This is a genomic window from Labrys okinawensis (assembly GCF_002982075.1).
Lineage (GTDB): Bacteria > Pseudomonadota > Alphaproteobacteria > Rhizobiales > Labraceae > Labrys > Labrys okinawensis_A.
In genome coordinates, this window is record NZ_PUEJ01000016.1 from 26,853 (window position 1) to 52,762 (window position 25,910).

Sequence of the window (25,910 nt, forward strand, 5' to 3'; positions counted from 1 at the left end):
CGCCGCAGGCAACGCAGCCCTCCCGCGACGTCCACGGGAAGTGGCCCGCCCCCTGCTGGCACGACACGCGTCCCGGCGGCCCAAAGGCCGGCCGGTTCCGGACGTCAGACGAGGCCGCTCAGGCGGCGGGCTCCAGCCGGCGCCCGCTTTCGGCGTCGAACAGATGGGTCGAGCCGACATCGATGGAGACATTGATGGTCTCGCCGGGCTGTGCCGCCACGCGCTCGTGGAAGACGCAGGCGACGTCCGTGCCCGCAAGTCTCGCCATCATATGGGTCTCCGATCCCGTCGGTTCGGTAACCACGACGTTCAGCGGAATGCCGCCGGCGCTCAACCGCAGGCTTTCTGGCCTGAGACCGTAGATGAGCGGCTTGTCGGTCGCCTGGCGCGGCGCCCGGGCCGGAAGCACGCTGCCATCCTCGGCGATGAAACGGCTGGAATCCTGCGGATCGAGCCGGCCCTTGATGAAATTCATCGCCGGCGAGCCGATGAAGCCGGCCACGAACAGATTGGCCGGCTGGTCGTAGAGATCGAGCGGGGCACCGATCTGCTCGACGATGCCGTCATGCATCACCACGATCTTGTCGGCCATGGTCATGGCCTCGATCTGGTCGTGGGTGACGTAGACCGTCGTCGTCTTCAGGCGCTGATGCAGTTCCTTGATCTCGGCGCGCATGGCGACGCGCAGCTTGGCGTCGAGGTTGGAGAGCGGTTCGTCGAACAGGAAGACCTGCGGGTCACGTACGATCGCCCGGCCCATGGCGACGCGCTGGCGCTGGCCGCCGGAGAGCTGGCGCGGATAGCGGTCGAGCAGCTTGGACAGGCCGAGGATTTCGGCCGCCGGCTTCACGCGCTTTTCGATGTCGGCCTTGCTGGCCCCCTTCAGCTTGAGCGAGAAGCCCATGTTGTCGGCGACGCTCATATGCGGATAGAGCGCGTAATTCTGGAACACCATGGCGATGTCGCGCTCTTTGGGCGGCAGGTTGTTGACCACGTCCTTGCCGATGCGGATCTCGCCGTCCGAGATGTTCTCCAGGCCCGCCAGCATGCGCAGGAGCGTGGATTTCCCGCAGCCCGAAGGGCCGACCAGGATCACGAACTCGCCATCGGCAATCTCGATGTCCACTCCCTTGATGACGGGGTGGGTCCCGAATGATTTCCTGACATTGACGAAGTCGACTGACGCCACGACGCTTCCCCCAAGCAAAAGGATGATGAACCTGATCGCCGCCCCGGGGCGGCATTTCAACCTGTTCGGCCTCTTCCGGACCGTTACGAACACTGGAGCACGCCTGCCGGAGCCGGCGCACCATCGGTGTAGGCGGTCCCCGCAGGCGGCGGCATCCTGACGGTGGGACAAGACTCCTGTCAAGGCAAAGAGGCCATCATCCCTCACAAATCTTCAGACCAATGCCGTTCAACCGGGAAATTGCGTTAACATCGTACCTCCGCCCCTCGGTTTCCTTCGCGCAATTGCGGGGCCGCCTGCAATTCTCGATGCTGGATTTTCGCGTTTCAGCCATTATGTAGCAGCTTTACCCTTCCTCCCGAGTGCCTATGTCCAATTTCTCCCCCCGCGAAATCGTCTCAGAACTCGACCGCCACATCGTCGGCCAGCATGACGCCAAGCGCGCCGTCGCCATTGCCCTGCGCAATCGCTGGCGCCGCCTGCAGCTCGACGAGACGCTGCGCGAAGAGGTAATGCCCAAGAACATCCTGATGATCGGGCCGACCGGCGTCGGCAAGACCGAGATTTCGCGGCGCCTCGCCAAGCTCGCCAATGCGCCGTTCCTGAAGGTGGAAGCGACGAAGTTCACCGAGGTCGGCTATGTCGGGCGCGACGTCGAACAGATCGTGCGCGATCTCGTCGATATCGGCATAGCGCTGGTAAAGGCCGAAAAGCGTAAGGAAGTCCAGGCCAAGGCTCATCTGGCTGCCGAACAGCGCGTGCTGAACGCGCTGGTCGGCGCCACGGCGAGCCCGGCCACCCGCGACAGTTTCCAGAAGAAGCTGCGGGCAGGCGAGCTCGACGACAAGGAAATCGAGATCGAGATGAAGGACACCTCCTCGCCCACCTTCGAGCTGCCCGGCCTGCCGCAGGGCCAGATGGGCGTCGTTTCGATCGGCGACATCTTCGGCAAGGCCTTTTCGGGGCGCACCAAGACCAAGCGCACCACGGTCCGTGACAGCTACGACCAGCTGATCCAGGAGGAGGCCGACAATCTGCTCGACCAGGACCAGATCGTGCAGGAGGCCATCCGCCAGGTCGAGAACAACGGCATCGTCTTCCTCGACGAGATCGACAAGATCTGCGCCCGCGAGAACCGCGGCGGCGCCGATGTCAGCCGCGAGGGTGTACAGCGCGATCTCCTGCCGCTGATCGAAGGCACCACCGTGTCGACCAAGCACGGCGCGGTGCGCACCGACCACATCCTCTTCATCGCCTCCGGTGCCTTCCACGTCGCCAAGCCTTCCGATCTCCTGCCGGAATTGCAGGGCCGCCTGCCGATCCGCGTCGAGCTGCAGGCGCTGACCCAGGACGACTTCCGCCGCATCCTCACCGACACGGAAGCAAGCCTGATCAAGCAATATGTGGCGTTGATGGGCACGGAGAACCTCGAGCTCAGCTTCACGCCCGAGGCGATCGACGCCATCGCCGCCATCGCGGTGCAGGTGAACGCCTCCGTCGAGAATATCGGCGCGCGCCGGCTGCAGACGGTGATGGAACGCATCCTCGACGAGATCTCCTTCACCGCTCCCGACAAGGGCGGCGAGAAAGTGACGATTGACGCCGACTATGTCCAGAAGACGGTGGGCGACCTCGCCAAGAACACCGATCTCAGCCAGTTCATCCTGTAACGCCGGACCGCGAGAAGATTGACCTATCGCCCTTGGCGTCGCCCGCGGTGGGCGGGTCCCCAGACCCGCCTGGAAATGCGGCCCCTGTAGGCGGGTCTGGGGACCCGCCTACCAGGAAGCCGCTTGGCGCCATGACCCGCCAACTCGGATGAACCCTGAAGGAGTGGTCGCGATGAATAATATATAATTTTTATGGATTTAATGAATTAATTTTTCTACCATCGCATCGTCCATCCCTTTGACGAGATCGATCGATGCCCCTCTCCCTCACCCGCCGCTCCCTCCTGACGCTCGCCGCCGCATCCCTGCTGACCGGCCCCGCCGCGCTGGCCTCGCCGACCCGTATCCGCGTCGGCGCCACGCCCGGGCCGATGGCCGAGACCCTGGAAGCGGCCAAGCCGGTCGCCGCCAAGCGCGGGCTAGACATCGAGGTGGTCGAATTCTCCGACTATGTCGTGCCCAATGCGGCGCTGGATGCCGGAGAAATCGAGGCCAACGCCTTCCAGAACCAGCCTTATCTCGACAACCAGATCGCCGACCGCGGCTACAAGATCGTCGGCATCGCCCCGATCATCAATTCACGCCTGGGCGTCTATTCGCGCAGGCACAAGGCCTGGAGCGAGGTGCCGGATGGCGCCACCATCGCCATCCAGAACGATCCGACCAATGGCGGCCGCACGCTCCTCCTGCTGCGCGACAAGGGCGTGATCTCGCTCCGGGACGGCGTCGGCTACAAGCCGATCGTGCCCGATATCACCGCCAATCCCAAGCAGTTGCGCTTCCTGGAGGTCGATGCCGCCCAGACGCCGCGCTCCCTCGACGACGTCGATGCCGCGGCCGTCAATGCCAATTACGCCGTCACGGCCGGCCTCGACCCGACCAGGCAAGCCCTGCTGCTGGAGGACCTCAAGCCGCAATACACCAATCTGATCGCGGTGCGCGCGGCGGACAAGGACCAGCCCTGGGTGCCCATCCTGGCCGAGGCCTATCGCTCGCCCGAGGTCCGGGCCTTCGTGCTGGACAAATACAAGGGCGCCTATGTACCGACCTGGTAAGACACCGACATCACGGGGGGCGCGTCGCCGGGCGCCTCCGCGGACCGAACGCGAGCGCTCAAAAGGGCACGAAGTCGCCCACCATGTCATTGCGGGCGAACCATGGCGTCTGCCGCCCGTCCGTGGCCTTGATCACGCTGCCCTTGACGCCGGCATAGAGTTCGGAGGCCTCTATTGCGCCATTGCCGTTGAGGTCGGTGGCCTTGTTCGCCATCGCCTTGACCAGAGCGTCGGTGAAGACGCCGCCGCCCTGGCTGGGCATTTCCTCCGATAATTCTCGTCCCTTCGCCGCGGAGAAGATCACGATGCCGGAGGGCACCTTGTCGATGAGCGCGCTTGCCGTACTGTCGCTGGTGGCGAAGAAGCCGGTGCCGGCGCTGCCACTATGGCAACTGTCGAGAAAGACGGCGACGCGTGACTTCGCCTTTGCCAGCTCAGCGGCGAGATCGCTCCAGCGCAAAGCCGTACCGGCGATATCGGCCAGTCGTGTCTGACTCGTCGCGAGATAATATTGACCGTCGGGCGTCTGGATGCCGTGCCCCGCCACGAACAGCAGGATGGTGTCGCCCGGTTCGCCGGCGGCGATTGCCACGCGCAGCCTGGCGAGGATGGCTTCTCGCGAAGCCTGCTCATCCGTCAGCAGGGCCTGCGAGACGATATCCACGCTGTCGCCGGCCTTGGTTGCGATCGCCGCGTGGAAGCGCCCGGCATCACTTGCCGCCAGTTCGAGCTGGCTGATGCCGGGGTCCTCATATTTGTCGACGCCGACGCTGATGAGGTGAACACGTCGCCGCCCGGTTCCGGGCTGGCCCGCATCGAAGGTCGCAGCCTGGCTGTAGAGATCCGACTTGCCCTTGGCTACGACGGCGATCCAGCGCGCACCGGCCAGGCGCGGCACATCGACGGAAGCCGATCTTTCGCCCGCCGCCACCGCGATCTCGTCGGTGAACTGGCCATCCTGATAGATGCGCAACGCTGCAAACTCGCCTTCGGTGACGGCAATTTCCGCCGTCACGCGCGGTGAGGGAGTCGGCTTCACCGCAATCACCGGAGGGAAGCGATCAATCGCGACGTCTGGAAGCGTCCTGCCGGCGAGCACTTCCTTGAGCAGGCCCGCCCTATGGAGGACGCCACGGTATTGCTGCAGCGTGTATTGGCCTTGCCTTCCCGGCAGCTTGAGTGAAACGAAGCTGGCGCCTTCCATGGTGGCGTCGAATTGGCCCGTGGGGGCCCATACCACCACCTCGTCATCGACCACACGGCCATAGAGTATGACGGGCTTCTGCACGGACTGGCTGGTGAATTTGCCGTCGGCGCTCTTCTGGCTGCGGCTGAGGTCCAGGATCTGGAAGCCGCCATCTCGATCGATCTTGGTGAGGGTCTTGAGATCGTTCGATAGGGAGATGCGCTCCATCACGTCGGGCGATGGCAGGCGGATCAGCGAATGCAGCAGTTTGCGCGTCTGCAAGTCATAGACCGCCGCCGCAAAGCTCTCCCTGGACCAGATGACCAGATAACGTTCGAAGAAGAGTGTTCCGGAGATGCCGCAGGCGCCGATGCGGGTCGGGCACCAGGTAGCGGGACTGTCGGGATCCTCGTTGGTTCCGGCGATCAGGTCGAAGACTTCTCCCGGTTCGCGAGAATCATGCATGAAGCGTTGCGCATCGAGAAAACCGCCATTGCCGCCATTGCAGCTACCGCCGAAGAAGGTCAGCTTATAACGCGGCGTCGAGAGCTGCTCGACGATCGGGGTGAAGGCATCGATGGTTATGGTGCCATCGGCCCCTTTGTCGGCCGATCCGCAGTTTTCACTGCTCGCCGCCACCTGGATTTTGTTGTCCCCGACGAACTGCCAGATATCGGGCTTGCGCGAGTTCTTCAGGACGGCATTCGCCGGCAACGTCGCCAGATTGCTTCCCGTATTGATTTCCAGGCCGAAATCGACCAGGCGCCGCTCGAGCTTGGAAAGCTGGGCCTCGTCGGGCAGGAAGACGCGGCCTATTCCCCTCGTCGCGACAGCGATGGGATCGCTGGATACCGGGTCGGCTGCCGGCATGCCCGAGGCGAGGATGGGCTGCACCAGGAATTGATGCAGGGCCGCATTCGCCTTCACGGCCGGGGCGTCCGTTTGGTAGGAACGGTCGCCCAGCACGGTGAACTTCAGGCCATCAATGAAGTCCCACCGTTTGGGGATCGCCAAGGCGACCGTCTGATAGGGCGCCGCAAAGGCATTGATCGAGCTGTGATAGACCATGGGCCTGCCGTCGCCGGACGTCTCGACGGCGTTGTTGGGCTTGTTGCGAATGTCCCGGAACGTCGCCGTTCCCGTCATCAGCCGGGCATATGCATCGGCCACTGTGTCGAACGCCCGGGTCCCGCGCCCCAGCACCAGATTATTCTCCAGATCGATCTTTACGGCCGAACTCTCCACACCGGGGCATGCGGCCCGGCAACCGTCTCCCACTTGAATGTCCGGATCCGTTTCGCTGAGGGGATAGAGGACGTTGATGAAGCCGCGCCCGCTTGCGCCGATGACGAGGAAGCTGTCCCGGTCGTCCCAGGCGAGGTCCCAACTGCCGGTCCATAGTTTTTGAACAAACTTGCCGTCGACGGCATCGTAGAGGCTGAACTGCTCTTCAGCCGTCGCGGTTACGAAGCGCCCCGTCGGTGAAAAGCGCGGCTCCTTCCCGACTTGCTCCGACAGCTGGCTCCCACTGGCGACATCGATCAATCGCCAGCGCGGACCGACAATGTCGATCCGGCGTGTCCCGTCAGGCGACAGGATGCTCTGATCGGGTTTCCTGAGTTCGAAACGATCTGAAATCACGATTTCGGGTGTTCCGGCACTCACCGCCAGATCGATCGACCTCGGCGAGTCATCGGCAAGCTCGCCGCATTGCGCAAAACCGGTGATGGCGGCCGTGAGATGAAGGGTTCCTGCCTGAAGCGGCCTGACATCGAGGCTGCCGCTGCGCGCCGTATCCCCGACGTGCAGGGGAATGACGATACGCGTCAATTCCTTGAATTGTCGAAGGCGGAACGGGGCTATGGCATCGGGCGCAAGCACATAGAATCCCTTGCCATTCACCCGGACAGGCGCATCGGCGGCGATCATGAGATAGGTCGGAGCACGGCCCTGCTGTGGGCCGACCGACCAGGAAAGCGTCTTGATGTCCCCGGCTCGAACGGCGGTGCCGCCGATCGCCGTCACGGAGAGGCGACTTCTCAGCTCGGCAAGCAACGGCAACGCGGCGTCGCAGCTCTGGTTGGCCTCACCGAGCAGCGTATGGGATCGCTTGCCCTCGGCGGACGCTGCAGGCGGCCTGCCCTGCACGCGAGGATCGGGTTTGTCGGATTGCGTGGTGACCGTCGGTTCTGCCAGCGGCTTTACCGCGTCCGGCCATTTATCGGCATACCAGTCTCCCGGGTCGACATCGCTGCGTACCGCGCCCGGAGCCAGGCGCACCGGAATGATGGCATGCGAGGGACAGCCGGCCTGCACGCCGCAGGTTACGAACTCGGTAAAATAGGCGCGTGCCTCCTGCCCGCTTTCCCGACTGACGGCATAGACCTGATAGTCGCCGGCCGCCACCGTCAGCCGATAGCCGGCTGGCCGCCCCTTGCGCTTCAGCCTGATGCGCCCGCCGGTACAAGTTTCCTTTGTGGTCGCAAGATTGACGGCGCAGACTTTGAGATCGTCCGGCAATCCCTCCCCGGGATAGGACAGTTGGCCCTCGATGGTGGCGGGCAACGCGGCGTCGATGCGCGAGAGCCCTCGCGGGCTGGGAGCCGCATCGGGGCCGGCCACCGCCCGCGAACAAAGGGCCGTGCCCAGACACAGCCACGCAACAAAGAAGACAGCCCGCATGCCCCAAACCCGCCCTTCCGAGACACCGCCACGGCAAGAACCTTAATGTGCCGGTGGTGAATATCCATTCGGCTTTTGGGGGTAGCTCCGCCCCCAAGGGAGGTAGCCTGCTACGTCCTTCTTCCTTCACGATTCACGAATATGGGGAACAGTGGTGTTCGCTCCGCCGGCGGCAGAAGCGTTGGGGATTTGCCCCTTACTCCCTGTCCTGCAGGCCGTAGCTCTTGAAGCCCTCGACCACCTGGGCAATCTCGCCGTCGGGCAGGATGTTCGCGCCACCGATCTGCAGCGCATAGTAATATTGCTTGGCCAGGGTTTCGAGTTCATGGGCGAGCCACATCGCCTTGTCCAGGCTGGAGCCGACCGCGATCATGCCGTGATTGGCGAGCAGGCAACCATTGCGGCCTTCCAGCGCCTCGAGGGCGAAACGCGACAATTCCTCGGAGCCGTAGCGGGCATAGGGCGCGCAGCGTATGTCTGGCCCGCCAAAGGCGGCGATCATGTAGTGGATGGCCGGGATCGGCTTATGGGCGATGGCGAGGATGGTGGACCAGGTGGCATGGGTATGCACCACAGCGCCGGCATCCGGGCGCCCCTTGAGGATGTCGAAATGGAAACGCCATTCCACCGACGGCTTCAGCGGTCCCTGCCAGGCGCCGTACTCGCCCTCGAAGGGCATGGCGGCGATCATGTCCGGTTCCATCTCGTGATAGGGGACGGCCGAGGGGGTGATCAGCATGCGGTCGCCGAAGCGGGCCGAAATATTGCCGGAGGTGCCTTGGTTGAGGCCGTTGGCGTTCATCCAGCGGCATTTGTCGATGATGGCGCGGCGCAGGCCGAGTTCGTCTGGGCTCATGGTGGGTCTTCCGGATTCGAGGCTGTGCCATCGATGCGGAAGAAGGGCCCGGGGTGGCAAGCCCAAATTGTCGAATGAGCGATATTGAGCGCAGAGAGCCGCCGTGCCGATCTTCTCGGTCCCTCGCGCGATGGGGCAGGATCGGCATTCCCGCAAACGAAGCGCCGACGGGGAGGACCTCGAGCCTGGTCATGACCCCGGTGATCCAGGGATCGCACTCGCGGCGACTTGCGCTGTCTGGATGCCCGGGACAAGCCCGGGCATGACAAGGGTAGAGTTTTTCCCGGTTCCGGTGCGAGGTCCGTGCCGGGGCTCCGAAGACCGGCGCACCAGCCCGCGCTCCCGGCAAAGGGGTGTCCTGGCGGGTCTGACGACCCGCCCCCGAATCCGATCAGCGGCGACGCATATTGCCACCGCCGCGCTGCGGCGGACGGGGGCCGGACGAAGCACGCTCGTCCTTGTGGCGGAAGATGATGCGTCCCTTGTCGAGGTCGTAGGGCGACATCTCGACGGTGACGCGGTCGCCTTCGATGGTCTTGATGCGGTTCTTCTTCATCTTGCCGGCCGTGTAGGCGATCATCTCGTGGCCATTGTCGAGCTTCACGCGGAAACGGGCGTCCGGCAACACTTCGGAAACCTCGCCTTCAAATTCCATCAGTTCTTCTTTTGCCATGTGCAGGTCCTATTGAGGGAATGAAAAGGCCGCGCCCTCAGGCGGCGCGACGCTGATTGTTGCGGCCACCCGGACGGCGCGAACGCCCCGAACGCGGCTGGCCCGAATGGGATTTTTCCTGCTGCCCGCTGTTGCGGGGCTTGCCGTTCGGCTTGCCCTGATGCGGGTGACGGGGACCACGCTCGCCGTGCTTCTGATCGGCTTCGAGCCCCTGCACCGGAGCGGCCACCATCAGCGGCTTCTTGGTGAGGCGCTCGATCGCCTTGAGCTCGTCGCGCTCATTGGGATCGCAGAAGGAATAGGCGATGCCGCTGCGTCCGGCGCGGGCGGTGCGGCCGATGCGGTGCACATAGCTTTCCGCATCCACCGGCATCTCGAAATTGACGACATGGGTGATGTCGTCGACATCGATGCCGCGGGCGGCGATATCGGTGGCGACCAGGATGCGCGTGGCGCCGGAGCGGAAATCCTCCAGGGCCTTCTGGCGCGCATTCTGCGACTTGTTGCCATGGATCGCTGCCGAGGGGATGCCGGCCTTGTCGAGATGGCCCGAGACGCGGTTGGCACCATGCTTGGTCCGCGTGAAGACGATGACGCGGCTCATCGCCGGATCGTTGAGCAGATGGAGCAGCAGCGAACGCTTCACCGAGGCCGGCACGTGGTAGACATGCTGGTCGATCTTGTCGACCGTCACCACTTCCGGCGTCACTTCCACATGCACGGGCTCGAGCAGGATTTCCTCGCCGAGCTTCTTGATCGCCTTCGGCATGGTGGCCGAGAACAGGAGGGACTGGCGCTCCAGCGGCGTCTCGTCGACGATCTTGAGCACGTCGCGCGAGAAGCCCATGTCGAGCATGCGATCGGCCTCGTCGAGCACCAGGATCTCCACCTTGTCGAGGCGGACCTTGCGCTGCTGCTGCAGGTCGAGCAGGCGGCCGGGCGTGGCGACCAGAATGTCGACGCCGTCGGACAATGCCTTGACCTGCGGCCCCTGGCTGACGCCCCCGAAGATCACAGCGGTGCGGAAGCCCATATGCACGCCATAGGTGCGGAAGCTCTCGTCGATCTGAATGGCGAGTTCTCGCGTCGGCGCCAGGATGAGGGCGCGCACGCCCTTAGGGCCGGCGCCGTGGCGCGACTTCGACAGGCGCTGCAGGATCGGCAGCGCGAAGGCCGCGGTCTTGCCCGTGCCGGTCTGAGCCAGGCCCATCATGTCGCGCCCTTCGAGAAGGGCGGGAATGGCCTTGTGCTGGATCGGGGTGGGGTTTTTGTAGTCGGCGGCGTCGAGCGCACGCAAAAGCGGCTCGGCCAAGCCGAGCGACGCAAAAGTTACATCGGAAGTCACATCAAATCCTTCATGCCACGCTCGTCGATCGGACGGCAGCGCGGCCACCGTCCGGGTCCGCGATCACAGCCCGTCACCCGCCGCAATGGCATGATGAGACGGTACGGCGATATCGCGACCCACGCGCGGATGGGAGCAGCGGAATGTTAGTGGGGACGGCCGGGAGGTGAGGCGCTGCTTCTCAACGAGCAAAAAACCAGCGCGCCGCGCGAACCCCCGAGCGGTCGATACAGCCGGTTGCTGCGCTTTTTGCAGCGCAAAGTCAAGGAAAAAGCAAAGCACACCGGATGGATTGCGGAATATCGACCTCTCGGCACCACCGTCGGGAAGGCGACTTCGGTACTAACGCAACGTCATGGACATTCCCTAACGTTGCTGCTCATATGCCGGCAGATTCTCTCGAGCGTGACTCGGGATTCGTGCGGCGGATGAAGAGGCCTCGCCGCAGTCCCGGCAGGTTCTGCCGAGGTGCAAAGGCGTTCCGTCAGCATGTCCGAATCCGAAACCATGTCGCCCGATGACAGCCCGGCGAGGCCCGGCGAGCAAGACCTCGACAGGGCCATCGCCGAATTCAGCAGGGCAATCGAACGCAAGCCCCACGCCATCGACGCCATTTACGAACGGGCTCTTGCCTATCACCACAAACGGGCCTTTCCCGAGGCGATCGCCGATTATGACAGGGTGATCGCGTTGGACCCCGGCCATGCCGACGCCCTCTTCAAGCGCAGCATCGTCCACCGCCAGCTCGGCGCCTTCGACAAGGCCACCGCCGATTTCGACCGGGCCATACAAATCCTGTGGCGCCGGCAGGCGTTTTCATCCGCGAACGAGTCCTGATGCCCGGGTCGCGATGTTTGACTCACGCGTCAATGCGAGGGTAGCGAAGCAATCCAGGAGCGAAGGCCACCGCTTCTAGAAGCCCTGGATTGCTTTGCTACGCTCGCAATGACGGGCTCGGTCGGGCTTAGCATCGATGGCGTTGGCATGACCGGCCAACCTTCTTGCCTGTCGCTGCGCCAGATTAACATTTTGTCATCCAAGCTTCACGAACCCCGCCTAAGGGTCGCCAGACCATGGAAACACGGGGGTGTTTGGAGATGACGGACCTTACTTCGGGCCACAGGAGCGGCCATCCGCTCGACAGGCCGAGTTCTCTTGGCAACCTGCCCAATATCGTGATCGCCCTGATCCTGCTCGGGGGCCTGGGCTATGTCTGCTACGCACTGGTCGCCGATCTCACCGGTGCGGTGGCCGTGCCCTGGATCCTGCTCGGCCTGGCCCTGCTGATCGCCCTCGGCTTCGAATTCGTCAACGGCTTCCACGATACCGCCAATGCGGTGGCGACGGTGATCTACACCCACTCGCTGCCGGCCGAATTCGCGGTGATCTGGTCGGGCGTCTTCAACTTCCTCGGCGTGCTCACGGCGAGCGGTGCGGTGGCTTTCGGCATCATCTCGCTGCTGCCTGTGGAGTTGATCATGCAGGTCGGTTCGAGCGCGGGCCTGGCCATGGTGTTCGCGCTTCTGATCGCCGCCATCGTCTGGAACCTCGGCACCTGGTATTTCGGCCTGCCGGCCTCGAGCTCGCACACCATGGTCGGCTCGATCATCGGTGTCGGCCTCGCCAACCAGTTCCTGGCGCCGGCCGGCTCCGCCACCAGCGGCGTCGACTGGTCCCAGGCCAAGAATATCGGCCTGTCGCTGCTGATCTCGCCCCTGTTCGGCTTCTTCCTGGCCGGCGCCCTCCTGCTCCTGATGAAGGTCGTGGTGCGCAACAAGGCCCTTTATGTCGAGCCGAAGGGCAACAACCCGCCGCCGCTGTGGATCCGCGGCCTGCTGATCCTGACCTGTACGCTGGTCAGCTTCTTCCACGGCTCCAATGACGGCCAGAAGGGCATGGGCCTGATCATGCTGATCCTGATCGGCGTGGTGCCCACCGCCTTCGCCCTCAACCGCACGCCCGACATCAACTATCTCGAAACCTACAAGGCTGCTTCGACCGCGGCCGGTTCGGTCCTGGGCAACTACGTCAAGCCGGGCGTGACGGTCGCCCCCGCCGATGCCAAGGCCAAGGTCGCCGAGGCGGTGCGCACGCGCAACTGGAGCGACGAGACGACGCCGGCCCTGAAGATCTTCATCGAGCAGACCACCTCGCAGCTCTCGCCCTATGGCTCGGCCGCGGCGGTGCCTGCCGGGCTGGTCTCGAATACCCGCAACGACATGTATCTGATCGGCGAGGCCCTCAAGCTGATCGACTCCAAGAAGCTGCTGCCGGTGTCGGACGCTGACCTGAAGACGATCAAGACCTATCACGTAGCCACCGACAACACGACCAAGTTCATCCCGACCTGGGTGAAGGTCGCCATCGCCCTGGCCCTCGGCCTCGGCACCATGGTGGGATGGAAGCGCATCGTGGTGACGGTCGGCGAGAAGATCGGCAAGACCCATCTCACCTATGGCCAGGGGGCCTCGGCCGAGATCGTGGCCGCGGCGACGATCGGCGCCGCCGACTATCTCGGCCTGCCGGTCTCCACCACCCATGTGCTGTCGTCCGGTGTCGCCGGCACCATGGCGGCCAACGGCACGGGGCTGCAGATGTCGACGGTGCGCAACCTGATCATGGCCTGGGTGCTCACCCTCCCCGCCTCGATGGCCCTGTCCTTCGTGCTCTTCGTGGTGCTGCGCCAGATCATCTGAAGCAGCGCATCCTGGTCGCTGGAATGGCCGCCTCCGGGCGGCCATTCCTTTAGGCTATATCTGAACCGTCACGCCGCCCCTCACCCTGTCCAGCGGATAGATGGGTAACACTTTGAACCGGATACACGGGTTACAGGCTCCCCGTAAGAACGGGGTGAGGGAGACTTCGGCGTTTCGCCTTATCCTGCAGACGCAACATCTCGCACCAAGGCCCGACATAGGGCACCCCTCGCCCCTCTTGCGGGGAGAGGGTAAGGGTGAGGGGCGGCTCGACCAGGGCCGGACTTATCCATCGGCTTGATCTAGACTCCCGCCATCGCCGCCCGGAAGGCGCGGACGATATCCGCCCTGGTGCGGCGTCGTCCGCCCACCGCAAAGCCGAGGCGGACGGCATCGGCGCTCCATGGCTCCCCTTCCGCCGAACAGGAGCTGTGCACCTCGGTGACGGGAAGCGCCGCCAGCAGCGCGGCGATATTGGCCGGCGTCAATCCCGAGCCCGGCATGATGCCGATGCGGCCCCGGGCCGCCCGGTGCAGGCGCACCAATTCGTCCAGCCCGGCGGGAGCGCCGGCCGCTCCTCCCGAAGTAAGGATGCGTTCGAAGCCGAGCGCGATGGCCGTCTCCAGCGCCACCTGCCGGTCCGGCACCAGATCGAAGGCGCGATGCAGCGTGGTGCCGAGCCCCTCGGTATGCAGATGCAGGCGCGACAACAGGGCTTCGTCGAGCCGGCCACCGGGCAGGGATGCCCCCAGCACCACGCCGGCCAGCCCTGCTCCGCCCGCCGCCTCGATATCGGCCAGCATGATCTCGCCCTCCCGGGGCGAGAACACGAAGTCGCCGGCCCTCGGCCGGATCATGGCATAGACCGGGATCGGTGCCTGGGCGGCCAGGCGCATCAGGCCCGATGACGGCGTCAACCCGCCGAGTTCGAGCGCCGAGCACAGTTCGATGCGGTCGGCGCCGCCCTCGATCGCGGCTTCGAGGCTGTCGGCGTCGGCAACGCAGATTTCGAGCAAGGCCGTCACGAGCGTTCTCCCTGATGGGCCAGGAGGGCCGCGCCGATCAGCCCGGGCTCCGGCGCGAGGGTCGAAGGCACCACCAGCGGCGCCGAGGATCGCCGCAGGATGCGATGGCGCACCGCCTCGTCCAGCCTTGCGATCAGTTCCGGCACGCTGGCGAGGCCGCCCCCGACCGGCACGATGTCGGCACCGACGATATTGATCGCAAGGGCCAGGGGTGAGGCGACGAGATCGACCTGGCAGGCCACGGTGCGGGCCGCCGCCGCATCGCCGGCCCGCCAGGCCGCGATGATCTCGGTGCTCTCGCACGCATCCCCGGTGAGATGGCGGTGCAGCCTTTCGAGGCCGCGTGCGCCGCCGACCGTGTCGACACAGCCCTCCTGGCCGCAGCCGCAGGCAAAGCGCGGGATCGCGACCGGCGGCTCGCCCGCCTCGCTCGCCACCACCGGTCCATGCCCCCATTCGCCGGCGAAACCGCCGGCGCCGGTGAGGATCCGGCCGTCGACGACCAGGCCGCCGCCGATGCCGGTGCCGATGATGATGCCGAAGACGATGCGATGCCCACGCCCGGCGCCCTTCACCGCCTCGGCCAGGGCAAAGCAGTCGGCGTCATTGGCGACGTGCACGGGCACGCCAAGCCGCTCGGCCAGGTCGGGAGCCAGCCGCCGCCCGTCGATGCAGGGAATGTTGGCGCAGGCGATGATTTCGCTGCGTGGATCGACCACACCGGTGATAGACACGGCGATATCATCGCCCGCCCCGGCCCCGCCCTGCCGCCTCAGTTGCGCGAGCGCCTGCACGAAGGCCCCGAAATCGTCGAGCGGCGTCGCAATGCGGGCAAAGGGCCTGACCTCGCCCCGCGGCGTGGCGAGGGCCGCCTTGATGGCGGAGCCTCCGATATCGAAGCAGATCGTCATTGACAGAAGAGACCTTTCAAACCGTTGTTTCCTGTATTAGGCCGTGGCGTCAGGTACGATTTCGCGTTTCCATGGAGCAAAGCGCGTTTACACCCTGACGCTGCATTGCTCTAACTCTCTGGTTCGACGTGTCTTTGCGATTCTTGGCGATACGGCCAAATCGCAAAACGTTTTGGAGGAGCAGGCAAGGCCGCATGAGGCGCAAGGCAGCACCGACCATCAGCGACGTGGCCGCGCTCGCCGGCGTCTCCAGGGCCGTCGCCTCGCGCGCACTCTCCGCTTCCAAGCGGCCGGTATCCGACGCCAAGCGCGACCGCGTCCTGGCCGCGGCCGCCGAACTCGGCTATCGCGTCAACCTCCTGGCCCAGAGCCTGACCACCCAGACCGTCAATCTCGTCGCCGTCCTGGTCAACCATATCCACGATCTTTCCGATCTCGACCTGTTCGACCTGCTGCTCGCCGAGATCCAGGCGGGCGGCCGGCAGGTCATCCTGGTGCGGGTCGGCTCCACCGACAAGGTCGAGGAGTTCCTGCGCCAGGGCGTGGCCTATCATGTCGATGCCGCCCTGGTGTTCTCCGATTTCGCCGACGCGGCGACGGTGAGGCGCATGTTCCGCTCCGACCTGGTGATCATGCTCAATGGCCGCCACGATCATCGCTCGCCCGCCATCATTCCGGACGAAGCCGTCGGCATCGGCCAGGCGGTCGCGGATGCCGCTGCCAAGGGCGTCAAATGCGCCAGCCTCGTCACGGGCCGGGCGAGTTCTCTGGTGGAGCAGGCACGCATCGGCCTTTTTCATCGCGCCTTCGAAAGCCATGGCATCGCCCTGCTGCAAACCCTGCAGGGCGACTATTCCTATCGTTCCGGCCATGCTTTGGCAGCCAGCCTGCTCGAGGGCGAGCGCCCGGATGCGGTATTCTGCACGTCCGACGCCATGGCGATGGGCATCCTCGACGTCTTCAGGGCGGACTTTTCCGGCAACCGGCCGAGCCGTTTCCGTCTCTATGGCTTCGACAATCTCTCCCTGCTCGACTTCGAGGCCTATCCGATCTCCTCGATCGGCTACGACAAGGCGGCCTATGTCGCCCGCATGCTGCGCCTGCTCAACGAACCTCCCGCCGGCGGGGGCACCTTCGAGCCGGAACTGGTGCCGACCCGCTACGTGCCGCGCCTGACGGGGTGATGGCCGCCCCCCTCACCAGAGCGGGGTCAGCTTGGGCGGGTTGGCCTTCTCCCCCCACCACTTCTTGTAATTGGCCTCATAGGCGCCGGACTGGATGTAGTCGGAGACGAACATATCGAGCCAGCGCACGAATTCGGGATCGCCCTTGGCCACCGCGATGCCGATGGGATCGTTGGAATAGAGCCCCGGCAGGGTGACGAGCGAGGGGTTCTTGGTGGCGAGATAGTCGAGCAGGGACGAATCCTCGATCGCCGCGTCCACGCGCTTTTGCTGGAGCTGCAGCACGCCATCGGGGGCGAACTGGTCGACATAGACGAGATTGGCGGTCGGCACCGCCTTCTTGAGGAAGCTCTCGCCGGTGGTGCCGCGCCCCACTACCACCGACTTGCCGCCGAGATCCTCCAGCTTGGTAATGCCCGCATCGGCCTGCACCAGGATACGCAGGCCCGCCCGGTTATAGGGGATGGAGAAGTTCACCGTCTTGGCCCGCTCCAGCGTGGCCGAGGTGTTGGCGACCACAATGTCGAGCTGCCCGGAGACCAGCATCGAGATGCGGGCATCGCCGGAAACGTCGGTGAACTCCACGGGCACGCCGAGCTTTTCGGCGAGAAGGTTGGCGACGTCGACATCATAGCCCACCGGATTGTTCTGGGCGTCGCGGAAACCAATCGGCTCGCCTCCCAGCGAGACGCCGATCCGCACGCTGCCGCGCGAACGGATGTCGTCCAGCTTGCCGGCGAGTACCGGCAGGGCGGCGCAGGCGGCGATCGCCAGGCCCAGTACTACAGGCAGGATCTTCTTCATGATTGTGCACTCCCCTCTGTCAGATCGTTCTTGCCGGCCGGAGCTCGGGCTCCGCCATGGTATCGTCCCACAGCCAGTAGCGGATCTCGCCCTCGCAGCGGAAATTGACCACCTCGTGGTGTCCCTCGGCATCGGCCGCATGGATCACCACGCCGCCGAGAAAGCCTTCGGCGAGCTCGGCCAGTTCCTCCACGGCGAGATCGACGGCCTCGCGCAGCGAGCGGCCGAGCTTGAGCGCGAGCACGATGGTGCGCGCGGTGGCGCAGCGCATGGTCATCTCGCCGGTATGGGTGCAGACGGCGGCGCCATAACGGCTGTCGGCATAGAAGCCGGCGCCGGGAATGGGGCTATCGCCGAGGCGGCCCGGATATTTCCAGGCCCAGCCCGAGGTGGACGTCGCCGTATGGATGCCGCGCCGGCGGTCGGCGCTGAGAAAGACCGTGGTGTCCCTCACTCGTTCAGGATCGGTGATCGCGCGCGACAGGGGCGCGAGCGGTATGTCGGGAAAACGGGCCAGTTGCTCGGCATCGAGCTCGGCTTCGAGGCGTTCGCGCCAGACACGCCTGGAATCCTCGATCAGCACCTCATCGACGGAGAAACCGATTTCACTGGCAAAGCGCCGGGCGCCCGTGCCCGTCAGCATGACATGGGGCAGGCGTTGCATCACGGCCTGGGCCAGGGCGGCGACCGGTATGGTGTCAGGCACGGCGCCGACCGAACCGATTTCCCTCGTCGTGCCGTTCATCACGGCGGCATCGCATTCCATCGCGCCCAGCATATTGGGCCAGCCGCCATAGCCGACGCTGCGCACGCGCGGCTCGGCTTCGACGCGGCCGATGCCGGCGACCATGGCATCGAGGCTGTCGGCGCCCGCCCGCAGCATCTCGACCGTCAGCGGGAATCCGGGCCAGGCTTCGGCATTGGCGAGCAGCAACATTTCAGGGCCTAATCTTTCCGCATTTTCGAAAGGAATTGCGCGATGCGCGGATGGTCGCGCCCGACTTCGGGGGCGAAGAAGGCTTCCGTCGGCAGATCGACCAGCAGCCTGCCATGTTCGAGGAAGACGATACGGTTCGAGATGCGTCGGGCGAACTCCACCTCATGGGTGACGAACAGCATGGTGGTGCCGGTGCGGGCGAGCCTGGCCAGGATGGCCAGGACCTCGGCGGTCATTTCCGGATCGAGCGCGCTCGTCACCTCGTCGAGCAGGAGATAGCGTGGGTTCATGGCAAGCGCCCGGCAGATGCCGACGCGCTGGCGCTGGCCGCCGGAAAGCTGGGCCGGATAGGCACTTGCCTTGTCGCCCATGCCGACCTGCTCCAACAGCACGACGGCACGGTGCTCTGCTTCCGCCCGCGGCTGGCGCAGCACCTCCAGCGGCGCCAGCGTGATGTTCTGCAGCACGGTCAGATGCGGATAAAGATTGAAAAGCTGGAACACGGTGGCCGAGCGCTTGCGCGCCTCGGTGAGGTCCCGCGGCTTGGACACGTCGAAATCGTCGATGGTGATGCGGCCGGCGTCGAGCTTCTCCAGCCCGTTGATGCAGCGGATCAAGGTGGACTTGCCCGAGCCGGACGAGCCGAGCACGGAGACGACCTGCCCGGGCTCGATGGCAAGGTCCACGCCGTCAAGCACGCGGTGCGAGCCGAAATCCTTGCAGACTTTTTCGACTTTCAGCATGTAGGGCGTGTCATCCATTATGGTTTCGGGCTAGACGGGAGCGATTTTGGCCGAGTGGAAGAAGCGTGAGGACGCAAGCCTTTCGGCTTGCTACGATATGCGACGCGCCAATCGGCCAAAAGCGCCCCGCCGCCGGAGGCGGTGAGGTGAAAAATGGCCATCTGCAGCGTCGCCTCGCTTGCCAAGACACAAGTCTTGGCAGCGCTTGCTCCTCCCATCTCGCCGTTTTTGACCTCATCTCGCTCCAAACCATAATGGATGACACGCCCTAGATACCTCTCCAGGCGCTATGGGCCCTGAGCCTCGTCTCGTAGCGCGCCCCCAGCCAGGCGACCGTCTTGGCCGCCGCGTAGTAGAAGAGGCCGACCACGCTCCACACCACGAAGGGCTTGAGGGTGCGCAGGTTGAGGATGTTGCCGACCTTGGTCAGGTCCATCACGCCGATCACCGAAATCAGCGAGGTGACCTGGAGCTGGTTGACCAGGAGCCCGGTCAGCGGCCCGATGGCGAAGGCCGTGGCCTGGGGCGTGACGATATGCTTGAGCACCTGCCAGCGGGTGAGGCCGAACACCCTGGCGGCCTCGAGCTGGTCGCGCCCGACGGCGTCGATGGCGGCGGTGGCGATCACATAGACGAAAGCCGCGGTATTGCCTGTCAGGGTTATCGATGCCGCCGTGACGGGCGTGACGTTGATCTTCAGGAAGGCCGGCACGCCGAAAAACACCAGGAAGAGCTGCACCAGCACGGGGGAGTTCTTCAGCAGCTCGGTCACGGCCGTCAGCACCGGGTTCAATCCGGGCAGACGATAAAAGCGCAGCCCGGCCAGCAGAGCGCCGAGCGCGAGCCCGGCCAGCGTGGTGCCGACGAACAGGCCGAGGGAGACGCCGAGCCCCTGCGCCAGCAGCACCAGATCATAAGGCGTGAACTCGGTGTAGCGCATCAGCGGACCGCCTCCATCATGTCGCGGTTGAGGCGCCGATGGATGAGGCCGATGGCGAGCGAGATGAGATAGGTCATCGCTGCATAGACGACCAGCAGGGCAGCATAGACCTCGAAGGGACGGAAGGTATTGGAGGCCACGATCTTGGCCGCGCCGGTGAGCTCGTTCAGCGTGATGACCGAGAGGATCGAAGAGGTCAGGACCAGGTTGACGAACACCGAGCCGAGCGGCCGGATCGAGGTGCGCAGGGCGATCGGCATGACGATGCGGGTGAAGATGGTGCGCTTCGACAGGCCGCTCACCTCCGCCGCCTCGAGAATGCCGGTGTCGATGGCGAGAATCCCGGAGCGGATCACGTCTGAGGCGAAGGCGCCGCCGGCGATGGACAGCGCGATCACGCCGGTGGCGAAGGCATTGAGATAGATGCCGATCTCGGGCAGACCGTAATAGAAGAAGAAGAGCTGCACGATGAAGGGGACGTTGCGGAAGAGGTCCACATAGACGAAGGCGACGCGCCGCAACCAGAGCGAGGCCGACGTACGCGCGATCGCCACCAGCGCCCCGCAGACCAGGCTGCCGGCCAGGGCGAGGACGCAAGCCTCCAGCGTCAGCAGCGCCCCCTGGGCGAGGAAGCCGACATAGGGCGTGAGGATGGCGAGATCGAAGCGCATGCTCGCTTCTTTGCTGAGTGAAACCGGTTTCACTTTCGATTACGAACCCGGCGGTGTCAAGCCGCCGGGCCGGTACCCGCACGCCGAGGTCGAGGCTGAAACGGAAATTCCGATGCAAGGGCCCCTCATCGGGAGCGCAGGCATCTGCCCGCTTCTGCAACGGCATGGGTCCGGGAAAGAGAGATGCCCGCAAGGATGCCTGCGATCCCAAAGGCTGTCTCTCCGCGGCCATGGCGAAATGCCCGACTGACTCGGCCCCGTTCCCCGGAAGCGCGGGCGCCCTGCCCGCGCTTCCGGACTGAAACTCAGCGGGCGGCTTCCCAGCCCTTGTAGTTCGCCAGATTCTCGCTGGTGATCAGCACGGGGTCGAGCAGGATCACGTTCGGATCCGGCTTCTTGCCATCGATGATGCCCGCCCCCAGCTCCAGCGCCTTGCCGGCCATGGCGTAGGGATCCTGCGACGCCGAAGCCTTGATCATCGAGGTGCCGCTCTTCAGCTGGACCTCGATATCCGGGGCGCCGTCGACGCTGGTGATGATGAACTCGTTGCGGTTGAGCTGCTTGGCGGCCAGTTCGACGCCGATGGCGGTCGGATCGTTGATCGCGAAGACGGCATCGACCTTCTGGAAGCGGGTGAGCAGGCTCTGCGCCACGGCAAGGCCCCCGTCACGCGAGCCCTTGGCGTCCTGGTCGTCGGACAGAACCTTGATGTCGGGGCTCTTGGCGAACACCTCCTTGCAGCCCTTGACGCGATCGGTCACCGAGGAGACCTGCGGCCCGTTGACGATGAGGACATTGCCTTTGCCCTTGAGCTGGTCGACGATGTACTGGCAGGCTTCGGAGCCCGCCTTGACGTTGTCGGTCATCACGGTGACGTCGGCGCCGGCCGCGGCGACGTCGAAAGCCGCCACCACGATGCCGGCAGCCTGTGCCTTCTTCACGGCCGGCAGGATCGCCTGCGGATCGACGGCGTTGAGCATGATGACGTTCACGCCGGCGGCGATGAAATTGTCGATCTGGGTGAACTGCTTGTTGAGATCGTAGTCGGAGGAGACCGACGTCACCTCGACGCTGGGGTTGATGGCCTTGGCCTTGTCGGTGATGCCCTTGATCGTGGCGACGAAGAAGGGATTGCCGAGCGAACCGACCGAAATACCGACTTTCTTCAAGCTCTGGGCCGATGCCGGGCCGGCAAGCCCCAGCGCCAGGGTCATGGCGACCCCCGTCAACGCGGCGCCTGCAATGCGACGTGAAAACTTCATATGGCTCTCCTCTGGAAACCCTTCCTCCCCCTGCGGCCTCTGACCGTCAGGAAGGCAAAAGGTCCGGGAGCGCCGATCCAAAGTCAAGCGAGCAGGCTGGCTTGACGGCGAAATAATCCGACAAATTCAGATTGATGACGGCGGGCCTGCGACTCCTCCGGATGCACGGGCATCGTGCCGCTCTCGGCAAGGCGGCTTTGGCGACGGAGGAGGAACCGTCAAGATGCCCATAGGCGCTAACTTTGCACAGAATGCGCAGGATTGGAGTGTCGATCTTCAGATCGACATTCTTGCAGATGATACTTTCGCAAGAAAAATATCACGGAAGGAAGATGTCGATCTGAAGATCGACACTCCGCGTTTCGGGCGCTTCAGCCTGCAAAGTTGGCGCCTATTGGCAAGATGCCGTGCCCCCGGAACCTGCCGGCCCTGCCTACTTCACCTGATATTCCACCCGGCGGTCGAAGGAATAGAGGTCGTCGCGGCTGTATTTGGAGCGGTCGTCGGCGGCGAAGGGGTCGCGGGCACCGCGGCCCTCCACCCGGATCACCAGGGTCAGGCCCCGGCGGCGCAGGGCCTCCGCCACGGTCTGGGCACGGGCGCGCGACAGGCTCATATTGTATTGGGGATCGCCGCGCTCGTCGGTATGGCCGGTCAGGATCACCGAGCCGGCGCTCTGCGTCTTGAGGAAGTTGAACAGATCGTCCACCGCCTTGTCGCCGTCCTCGGTCAGCACCGCCTCATTGGTGTTGAAGCGGATCGGCACCGGCACGGACACCGCAGTGAAATTGCGGAAGGTCGGCACCATCACGCCTTCGGCCTGCCCGCGCACGCCGCGCGAGGAAATATAGTTCGGCGCCAGCGACTTGGCCTGATAGGCGCGCTTGGCCAGATATTCCTCGATCTCGCGCGGCGGCGCCTTGGGCACGTCCTTGACATTGCGGATGTCGTTGATGGCCGCCTCATAGGCTTCCACCGCTGCCGGATAGTCCTTGGCATCGTATTTCACGTCGCCCAGCGCCATCGCCACTTGCCAGGGCCGGGCGATCGCCGCCGCACTGGCGACGGCCTGCGGGCTATAGCCCCCACCGGCCTGTTCGCCGCCGAGCAGGACGGCGAGCGCGATCGAGCGGCGTGCCTTTGCGACATAGGTGCTGTCGCAGGTCGTGTCCTTGGCGATGGCATCGGCCAGCGCCGGCAGGGCATCCGCCTTGCCGGCCCCGATCGCCGCCTTCACCTGGGCATCCAGGCTGGCGCAATCGGCCAGGGCCGCGCCTGCCGACGCCAGGCCGATGACGGTGGCGGCAGCAAGCTTCAGGAGGAAGGAGACGCCCATACTCACCTCCCTCATCGCACCGGGATCACGATGGCCGTGGAGGCGACCGACTGCTTGGCGGCGTCGGGAGCGCCGGGGGCCACCTTGTTGCCCGTCGCCTGCGCGATCTTGGCGAACTGGGCCTGTTTGCGGCTGTCATTGTCGAGGCCGGAGGCTTCCTGGCGGTCCTCATTGGCCTCGACGACGATCTGGCGGGTCAGGCCCTGCTCGAAATTGGGGATCGAGGCAAAGCTGTTGGCCACCGGATCGACAGTCGTACCGGCGATGCTGCGCGTCGCATTGCCCACGCGGCAGACCGCCACCACCTTCTCCTGGCCGGGATCGCGCAGCTTGAAGGCGAATTTCGAGCCGGAACCGCCGAGCACCACCCGCTCTCCCGCCCGGACCGCATTCTCGGTCTGGAACTTGTTGGGGAAGATGATGGTGCCTGTGCCCATCTTGTCGACATTCACCACGAAGAGGTTGCAGTCGCGGGTGGAGACCACCTGCAGCACCGCCTTGTCGCCGATATTGTAGGCGCTCTTGTCCGAGGTCAGCTGCAGGTCGAAGGAACCGCCGGAGGCGGGCTTGTCGATCGGCGGCGCCACGGCCTGGGCGCCTTCGAGCTTGGAGGTGTCGAGCACGCGGTCCTCGGTGGCACCTTCCACGAATTTCGCGAAGAGCTGCTCGAACTGGTCGCGCGGCACGATCCCCTGCTCCAGGCGGCGCTTCAGAGCGATGGCCTCAGGGCCGGCATCGATGAAGCGCTGCTTGAACTCTTCCGGCGGATAGCCGTATTCGGCCGCCGCGCGGCGCAGCGACAGGTCGTCCTCATACCGCTTGAACAGGGCGTTGGTCATCTCCACGCCCGCCAGCTTCAGCGTCGGGTCGAGGCCGGCCCGTTTCATCGCCGAATTGAAGCGCTGGAAGTCGTCCTCGATGATCGCATCCATCTTGGCGTTGTCGGGATAGAGCGAGGCGACGGTGTCGCGGATGTCCTTGGAGAAGGAACGGTCGGCGGTCACCGCCTTGCGCACCTCGTCCTTGGCCTTGCGCATGCCCTGATCATGGCAGCCCATGCAGGAAATGCCGTTGGTCACCGAAAGGTCGCGCCGCGAAGGATCGCGCACGATCTGGGTCGGTCCCTTGTCGAGGCGGGTACCGTCGGACTTGTTGAGATAGTAGCCCTGGAAGCCGTTGGGCAGGGAGAAGATGCTCTCGCCGCCGTCATGATGGAAGCCGTTGGCGATACCGTCCTGCTCCGGGCCGAGCGGGTGCAGGAACAGGCTCTGCCTGCCCTTCGAGCCGGCGAAGTCATAGGAGGTCCAGAAATAGCCGGTGCTGATCGGATGGCGCTCGATCAGGCGGTTGTTCTGCGACACACCCGACTTCTGGAAGCCGGCACGCTGGGCGATGAACTTGGCAATATTGTCCGCCATCGGCACGCCGAGCTTGTCGGTCAGGCCGGGGAAGTCGTTGGGCAGCTGCAGCAGCGTGTCGTAGAGCGGAGGCTGGGACGCGGCGAAGGTGAACCAGTCGCCGCGGACATAGGGCAGTTCGGTGTTGGTCTGCTGGGCGATGAAGTCGTAGGCCCGCACATCCGGCTTGGCGGCATAGGGATAGTTGGCGAGCACCGTGTTCCAGTCGCTCTCCTGCCAGCCGAGATCCTCGAGATTGATCCCCACGATCGTCTTGGCCTCGTCGACGGTGGCGAGCTTGATCACGTCGGAGCGGCGGCCGAGCCCGTTGATCAACTTGACCAGGCCCTGGCGATAGACGTTCATCGCCTCGTCGCTGGCGCAGGCATTGTAGAGATTGGTCAGCGTGAAATAGCGCATGCCGCGCACCCGGTGATCGTCCTGCTTCTGCAGATCGGCCGAGATCGCGGCGACGATGTCTTCGGACGTGACGAATTTGCGCCCGGTGCAGGCGGCGGCTTCCTGATCGCCGGTTGCCTTGATCCAGGTGCGCAACGCCTCGATATCGGCCGTCGTGACCTCCGGCTTCGTGGTGTCGAATTCGTAGTTCACGTCATAGGGCATCTCCTTGTTGAGCACCTGCTGGAACAGCTTGGAGCCCTCGGGATTGCCGGCCTGGACGAGGTGCGGATCGGCGGCGATCTCGTCCAGATGCAGGATATTGCCGAAATTCTTGGCCGGCTTCTCCCGGTTGAGCATGCCGTTCTGGTGGCAGCGCGAGCAATGCTTGTCCAGGACGTCGAAGGCCGCCTTGGCCACCGGATCGCTCGGCACCTTGACATCGGCCGGAATGCCGGCAGCAGAGGCCGGCGCAGGCGTAGGTGCAGGCGCTGCCGGGGCGGGAGCCGCCGCCGGAGTCGGCGCCGGCGCAGGCGCCGGCTCTGGAGCCGGGGCGGCGGCAGGCGCGGCAGGTGCCGCGGCAGGTGCAGGCGCGGGAGATGCGGCCGGAGCGGCGGCGGGCGCGGGAGCCTGCGCCGGAACCGCGGCAGGAACCGCTGCCGGCTCGGGCTCGGCTTCCACGATCGGAGCAGCCGGTGCCGGCGCGGGCTTGGACGCCTCGGCTGCGGCCGCGGCCGGCGCAGGAGCGGCAGCCGGAGCCTCAGCCTGTGCCGGAGGGGCGGGCTTGGCCGTTGCCGGCGTTTCGGCAGGCGCGGGAGCGGGGCTATTCTGGGTGCTGGTCTGGGCAAATGCCTGCGAGGTCGAGGCCGCCAGCCCCACCGTCAGTAGGGCGCCCGCGACCATCAGGCCGGCGATGCGCAAGGGATTGCGGTAAAACATGACGGTCTCC

At 65.0% G+C, this 25,910-nt stretch carries 20 protein-coding genes; 5 read left to right on the forward strand and 15 right to left on the reverse strand.

Going from position 1 to position 25,910, the window contains the following annotated elements; all coding sequences use genetic code 11:
* Window positions 1–118: 118 nt before the first annotated feature.
* On the reverse strand, window positions 119–1,189 hold the full coding sequence (locus C5L14_RS28690; protein WP_105865485.1) for an ABC transporter ATP-binding protein: 1,071 nt from the start codon (window positions 1,187–1,189) through the stop codon (window positions 119–121).
* 368 nt (window positions 1,190–1,557) lie between these two features.
* On the opposite strand from C5L14_RS28690, the gene hslU reads away from it, so the two are divergent.
* Complete coding sequence (gene hslU / locus C5L14_RS28695; RefSeq protein WP_105865486.1) at window positions 1,558–2,859, forward strand: ATP-dependent protease ATPase subunit HslU; 1,302 nt, start codon at window positions 1,558–1,560, stop codon at window positions 2,857–2,859.
* A 254-nt stretch (window positions 2,860–3,113) separates the two neighbouring features.
* Window positions 3,114–3,914 (forward strand): MetQ/NlpA family ABC transporter substrate-binding protein, encoded by an 801-nt coding sequence (locus C5L14_RS28700; RefSeq protein WP_105865487.1) that lies wholly within the window; start codon window positions 3,114–3,116, stop codon window positions 3,912–3,914.
* A gap of 58 nt (window positions 3,915–3,972) precedes the next feature.
* On the opposite strand, the gene C5L14_RS28705 is transcribed toward C5L14_RS28700, so the two are convergent.
* The 4 genes from C5L14_RS28705 to C5L14_RS28720 all read right to left on the reverse strand — a co-directional run bounded on the left by C5L14_RS28705 (window position 3,973) and on the right by C5L14_RS28720 (window position 10,656).
* Window positions 3,973–7,782 (reverse strand): caspase family protein, encoded by a 3,810-nt coding sequence (locus tag C5L14_RS28705; RefSeq protein WP_105865488.1) that lies wholly within the window; start codon window positions 7,780–7,782, stop codon window positions 3,973–3,975.
* Between the two features lie 196 nt (window positions 7,783–7,978).
* Window positions 7,979–8,638, reverse strand: a complete 660-nt coding sequence (locus tag C5L14_RS28710; RefSeq protein WP_105865489.1) for a class II aldolase/adducin family protein — start codon at window positions 8,636–8,638, stop codon at window positions 7,979–7,981.
* Window positions 8,639–9,029: 391 nt separating this feature from the next.
* Complete coding sequence (gene infA / locus C5L14_RS28715) at window positions 9,030–9,311, reverse strand: translation initiation factor IF-1 (protein ID WP_068294521.1); 282 nt, start codon at window positions 9,309–9,311, stop codon at window positions 9,030–9,032.
* Window positions 9,312–9,348: 37 nt separating this feature from the next.
* Window positions 9,349–10,656, reverse strand: a complete 1,308-nt coding sequence (locus tag C5L14_RS28720; RefSeq protein ID WP_105865490.1) for a DEAD/DEAH box helicase — start codon at window positions 10,654–10,656, stop codon at window positions 9,349–9,351.
* A 489-nt stretch (window positions 10,657–11,145) separates the two neighbouring features.
* Between C5L14_RS28720 and C5L14_RS28725 the strand changes: the two genes are divergently transcribed.
* Entirely contained in the window at window positions 11,146–11,493 is a 348-nt protein-coding gene (locus tag C5L14_RS28725; protein WP_105865491.1) for a tetratricopeptide repeat protein, read from the forward strand.
* 260 nt (window positions 11,494–11,753) lie between these two features.
* The gene (locus tag C5L14_RS28730) at window positions 11,754–13,352 is read left to right on the forward strand and encodes an inorganic phosphate transporter (RefSeq protein WP_105865492.1); all 1,599 of its coding nucleotides are present in this window, start codon (window positions 11,754–11,756) and stop codon (window positions 13,350–13,352) included.
* 302 nt (window positions 13,353–13,654) lie between these two features.
* On the opposite strand, the gene C5L14_RS28735 is transcribed toward C5L14_RS28730, so the two are convergent.
* Both C5L14_RS28735 and C5L14_RS28740 read right to left on the reverse strand, forming a co-directional pair.
* Window positions 13,655–14,377: a copper homeostasis protein CutC gene (locus C5L14_RS28735; protein WP_105865493.1), complete on the reverse strand. Its 723-nt coding sequence runs from the start codon at window positions 14,375–14,377 to the stop codon at window positions 13,655–13,657.
* Window positions 14,374–15,288, reverse strand: coding sequence for an ROK family protein (locus C5L14_RS28740; RefSeq protein ID WP_105865494.1), 915 nt, complete (start codon window positions 15,286–15,288; stop codon window positions 14,374–14,376). Before C5L14_RS28740 ends, C5L14_RS28735 begins: the two co-directional genes overlap by 4 nt.
* Before the next feature lie 194 nt (window positions 15,289–15,482).
* Here C5L14_RS28740 and C5L14_RS28745 point away from each other — a divergent pair, with 194 nt between their 5' ends.
* Complete coding sequence (locus C5L14_RS28745; protein ID WP_105865495.1) at window positions 15,483–16,472, forward strand: LacI family DNA-binding transcriptional regulator; 990 nt, start codon at window positions 15,483–15,485, stop codon at window positions 16,470–16,472.
* Window positions 16,473–16,484: 12 nt separating this feature from the next.
* On the opposite strand, the gene C5L14_RS28750 is transcribed toward C5L14_RS28745, so the two are convergent.
* From C5L14_RS28750 to C5L14_RS28785, 8 genes are all read right to left on the reverse strand, one after another.
* On the reverse strand, window positions 16,485–17,276 hold the full coding sequence (locus tag C5L14_RS28750; protein ID WP_105865496.1) for a transporter substrate-binding domain-containing protein: 792 nt from the start codon (window positions 17,274–17,276) through the stop codon (window positions 16,485–16,487).
* 19 nt (window positions 17,277–17,295) lie between these two features.
* Window positions 17,296–18,213, reverse strand: coding sequence for an isoaspartyl peptidase/L-asparaginase (locus C5L14_RS28755; protein ID WP_105865497.1), 918 nt, complete (start codon window positions 18,211–18,213; stop codon window positions 17,296–17,298).
* Window positions 18,214–18,221: 8 nt separating this feature from the next.
* Window positions 18,222–18,956: an amino acid ABC transporter ATP-binding protein gene (locus C5L14_RS28760; RefSeq protein WP_105865557.1), complete on the reverse strand. Its 735-nt coding sequence runs from the start codon at window positions 18,954–18,956 to the stop codon at window positions 18,222–18,224.
* Window positions 18,957–19,224: 268 nt separating this feature from the next.
* Window positions 19,225–19,896, reverse strand: a complete 672-nt coding sequence (locus C5L14_RS28765; RefSeq protein WP_105865498.1) for an amino acid ABC transporter permease — start codon at window positions 19,894–19,896, stop codon at window positions 19,225–19,227.
* On the reverse strand, window positions 19,896–20,567 hold the full coding sequence (locus tag C5L14_RS28770) for an amino acid ABC transporter permease (protein ID WP_105865499.1): 672 nt from the start codon (window positions 20,565–20,567) through the stop codon (window positions 19,896–19,898). The genes C5L14_RS28765 and C5L14_RS28770 overlap by 1 nt, the downstream gene beginning before the upstream one ends.
* A 305-nt stretch (window positions 20,568–20,872) precedes the next feature.
* The gene (locus C5L14_RS28775; protein ID WP_105865500.1) at window positions 20,873–21,829 is read right to left on the reverse strand and encodes an ABC transporter substrate-binding protein; all 957 of its coding nucleotides are present in this window, start codon (window positions 21,827–21,829) and stop codon (window positions 20,873–20,875) included.
* 433 nt (window positions 21,830–22,262) lie between these two features.
* Complete coding sequence (locus C5L14_RS28780) at window positions 22,263–23,165, reverse strand: OmpA family protein (RefSeq protein WP_105865501.1); 903 nt, start codon at window positions 23,163–23,165, stop codon at window positions 22,263–22,265.
* 11 nt (window positions 23,166–23,176) lie between these two features.
* Window positions 23,177–25,900: a DUF4384 domain-containing protein gene (locus tag C5L14_RS28785; RefSeq protein ID WP_105865502.1), complete on the reverse strand. Its 2,724-nt coding sequence runs from the start codon at window positions 25,898–25,900 to the stop codon at window positions 23,177–23,179.
* Window positions 25,901–25,910: the final 10 nt, after the last annotated feature.

What these genes read in the sequence shown, in the direction of transcription:
- infA (WP_068294521.1), bottom strand. Translation starts at nt 9,311, where the DNA reads ATGGCAAAAGAAGAACTGATGGAATTTGAAGGCGAGGTTTCCGAAGTG.
- C5L14_RS28725 (WP_105865491.1), top strand. Translation starts at nt 11,146, where the DNA reads ATGTCCGAATCCGAAACCATGTCGCCCGATGACAGCCCGGCGAGGCCC.
- C5L14_RS28770 (WP_105865499.1), bottom strand. Translation starts at nt 20,567, where the DNA reads ATGCGCTTCGATCTCGCCATCCTCACGCCCTATGTCGGCTTCCTCGCC.
- C5L14_RS28740 (WP_105865494.1), bottom strand. Translation starts at nt 15,288, where the DNA reads ATGACGATCTGCTTCGATATCGGAGGCTCCGCCATCAAGGCGGCCCTC.
- C5L14_RS28710 (WP_105865489.1), bottom strand. Translation starts at nt 8,638, where the DNA reads ATGAGCCCAGACGAACTCGGCCTGCGCCGCGCCATCATCGACAAATGC.
- C5L14_RS28765 (WP_105865498.1), bottom strand. Translation starts at nt 19,896, where the DNA reads ATGCGCTACACCGAGTTCACGCCTTATGATCTGGTGCTGCTGGCGCAG.
- C5L14_RS28780 (WP_105865501.1), bottom strand. Translation starts at nt 23,165, where the DNA reads ATGGGCGTCTCCTTCCTCCTGAAGCTTGCTGCCGCCACCGTCATCGGC.
- C5L14_RS28700 (WP_105865487.1), top strand. Translation starts at nt 3,114, where the DNA reads ATGCCCCTCTCCCTCACCCGCCGCTCCCTCCTGACGCTCGCCGCCGCA.
- C5L14_RS28750 (WP_105865496.1), bottom strand. Translation starts at nt 17,276, where the DNA reads ATGAAGAAGATCCTGCCTGTAGTACTGGGCCTGGCGATCGCCGCCTGC.
- C5L14_RS28775 (WP_105865500.1), bottom strand. Translation starts at nt 21,829, where the DNA reads ATGAAGTTTTCACGTCGCATTGCAGGCGCCGCGTTGACGGGGGTCGCC.
- C5L14_RS28730 (WP_105865492.1), top strand. Translation starts at nt 11,754, where the DNA reads ATGACGGACCTTACTTCGGGCCACAGGAGCGGCCATCCGCTCGACAGG.
- C5L14_RS28760 (WP_105865557.1), bottom strand. Translation starts at nt 18,956, where the DNA reads ATGCTGAAAGTCGAAAAAGTCTGCAAGGATTTCGGCTCGCACCGCGTG.
- C5L14_RS28745 (WP_105865495.1), top strand. Translation starts at nt 15,483, where the DNA reads ATGAGGCGCAAGGCAGCACCGACCATCAGCGACGTGGCCGCGCTCGCC.
- C5L14_RS28755 (WP_105865497.1), bottom strand. Translation starts at nt 18,213, where the DNA reads ATGTTGCTGCTCGCCAATGCCGAAGCCTGGCCCGGATTCCCGCTGACG.
- C5L14_RS28785 (WP_105865502.1), bottom strand. Translation starts at nt 25,900, where the DNA reads ATGTTTTACCGCAATCCCTTGCGCATCGCCGGCCTGATGGTCGCGGGC.
- C5L14_RS28705 (WP_105865488.1), bottom strand. Translation starts at nt 7,782, where the DNA reads ATGCGGGCTGTCTTCTTTGTTGCGTGGCTGTGTCTGGGCACGGCCCTT.
- hslU (WP_105865486.1), top strand. Translation starts at nt 1,558, where the DNA reads ATGTCCAATTTCTCCCCCCGCGAAATCGTCTCAGAACTCGACCGCCAC.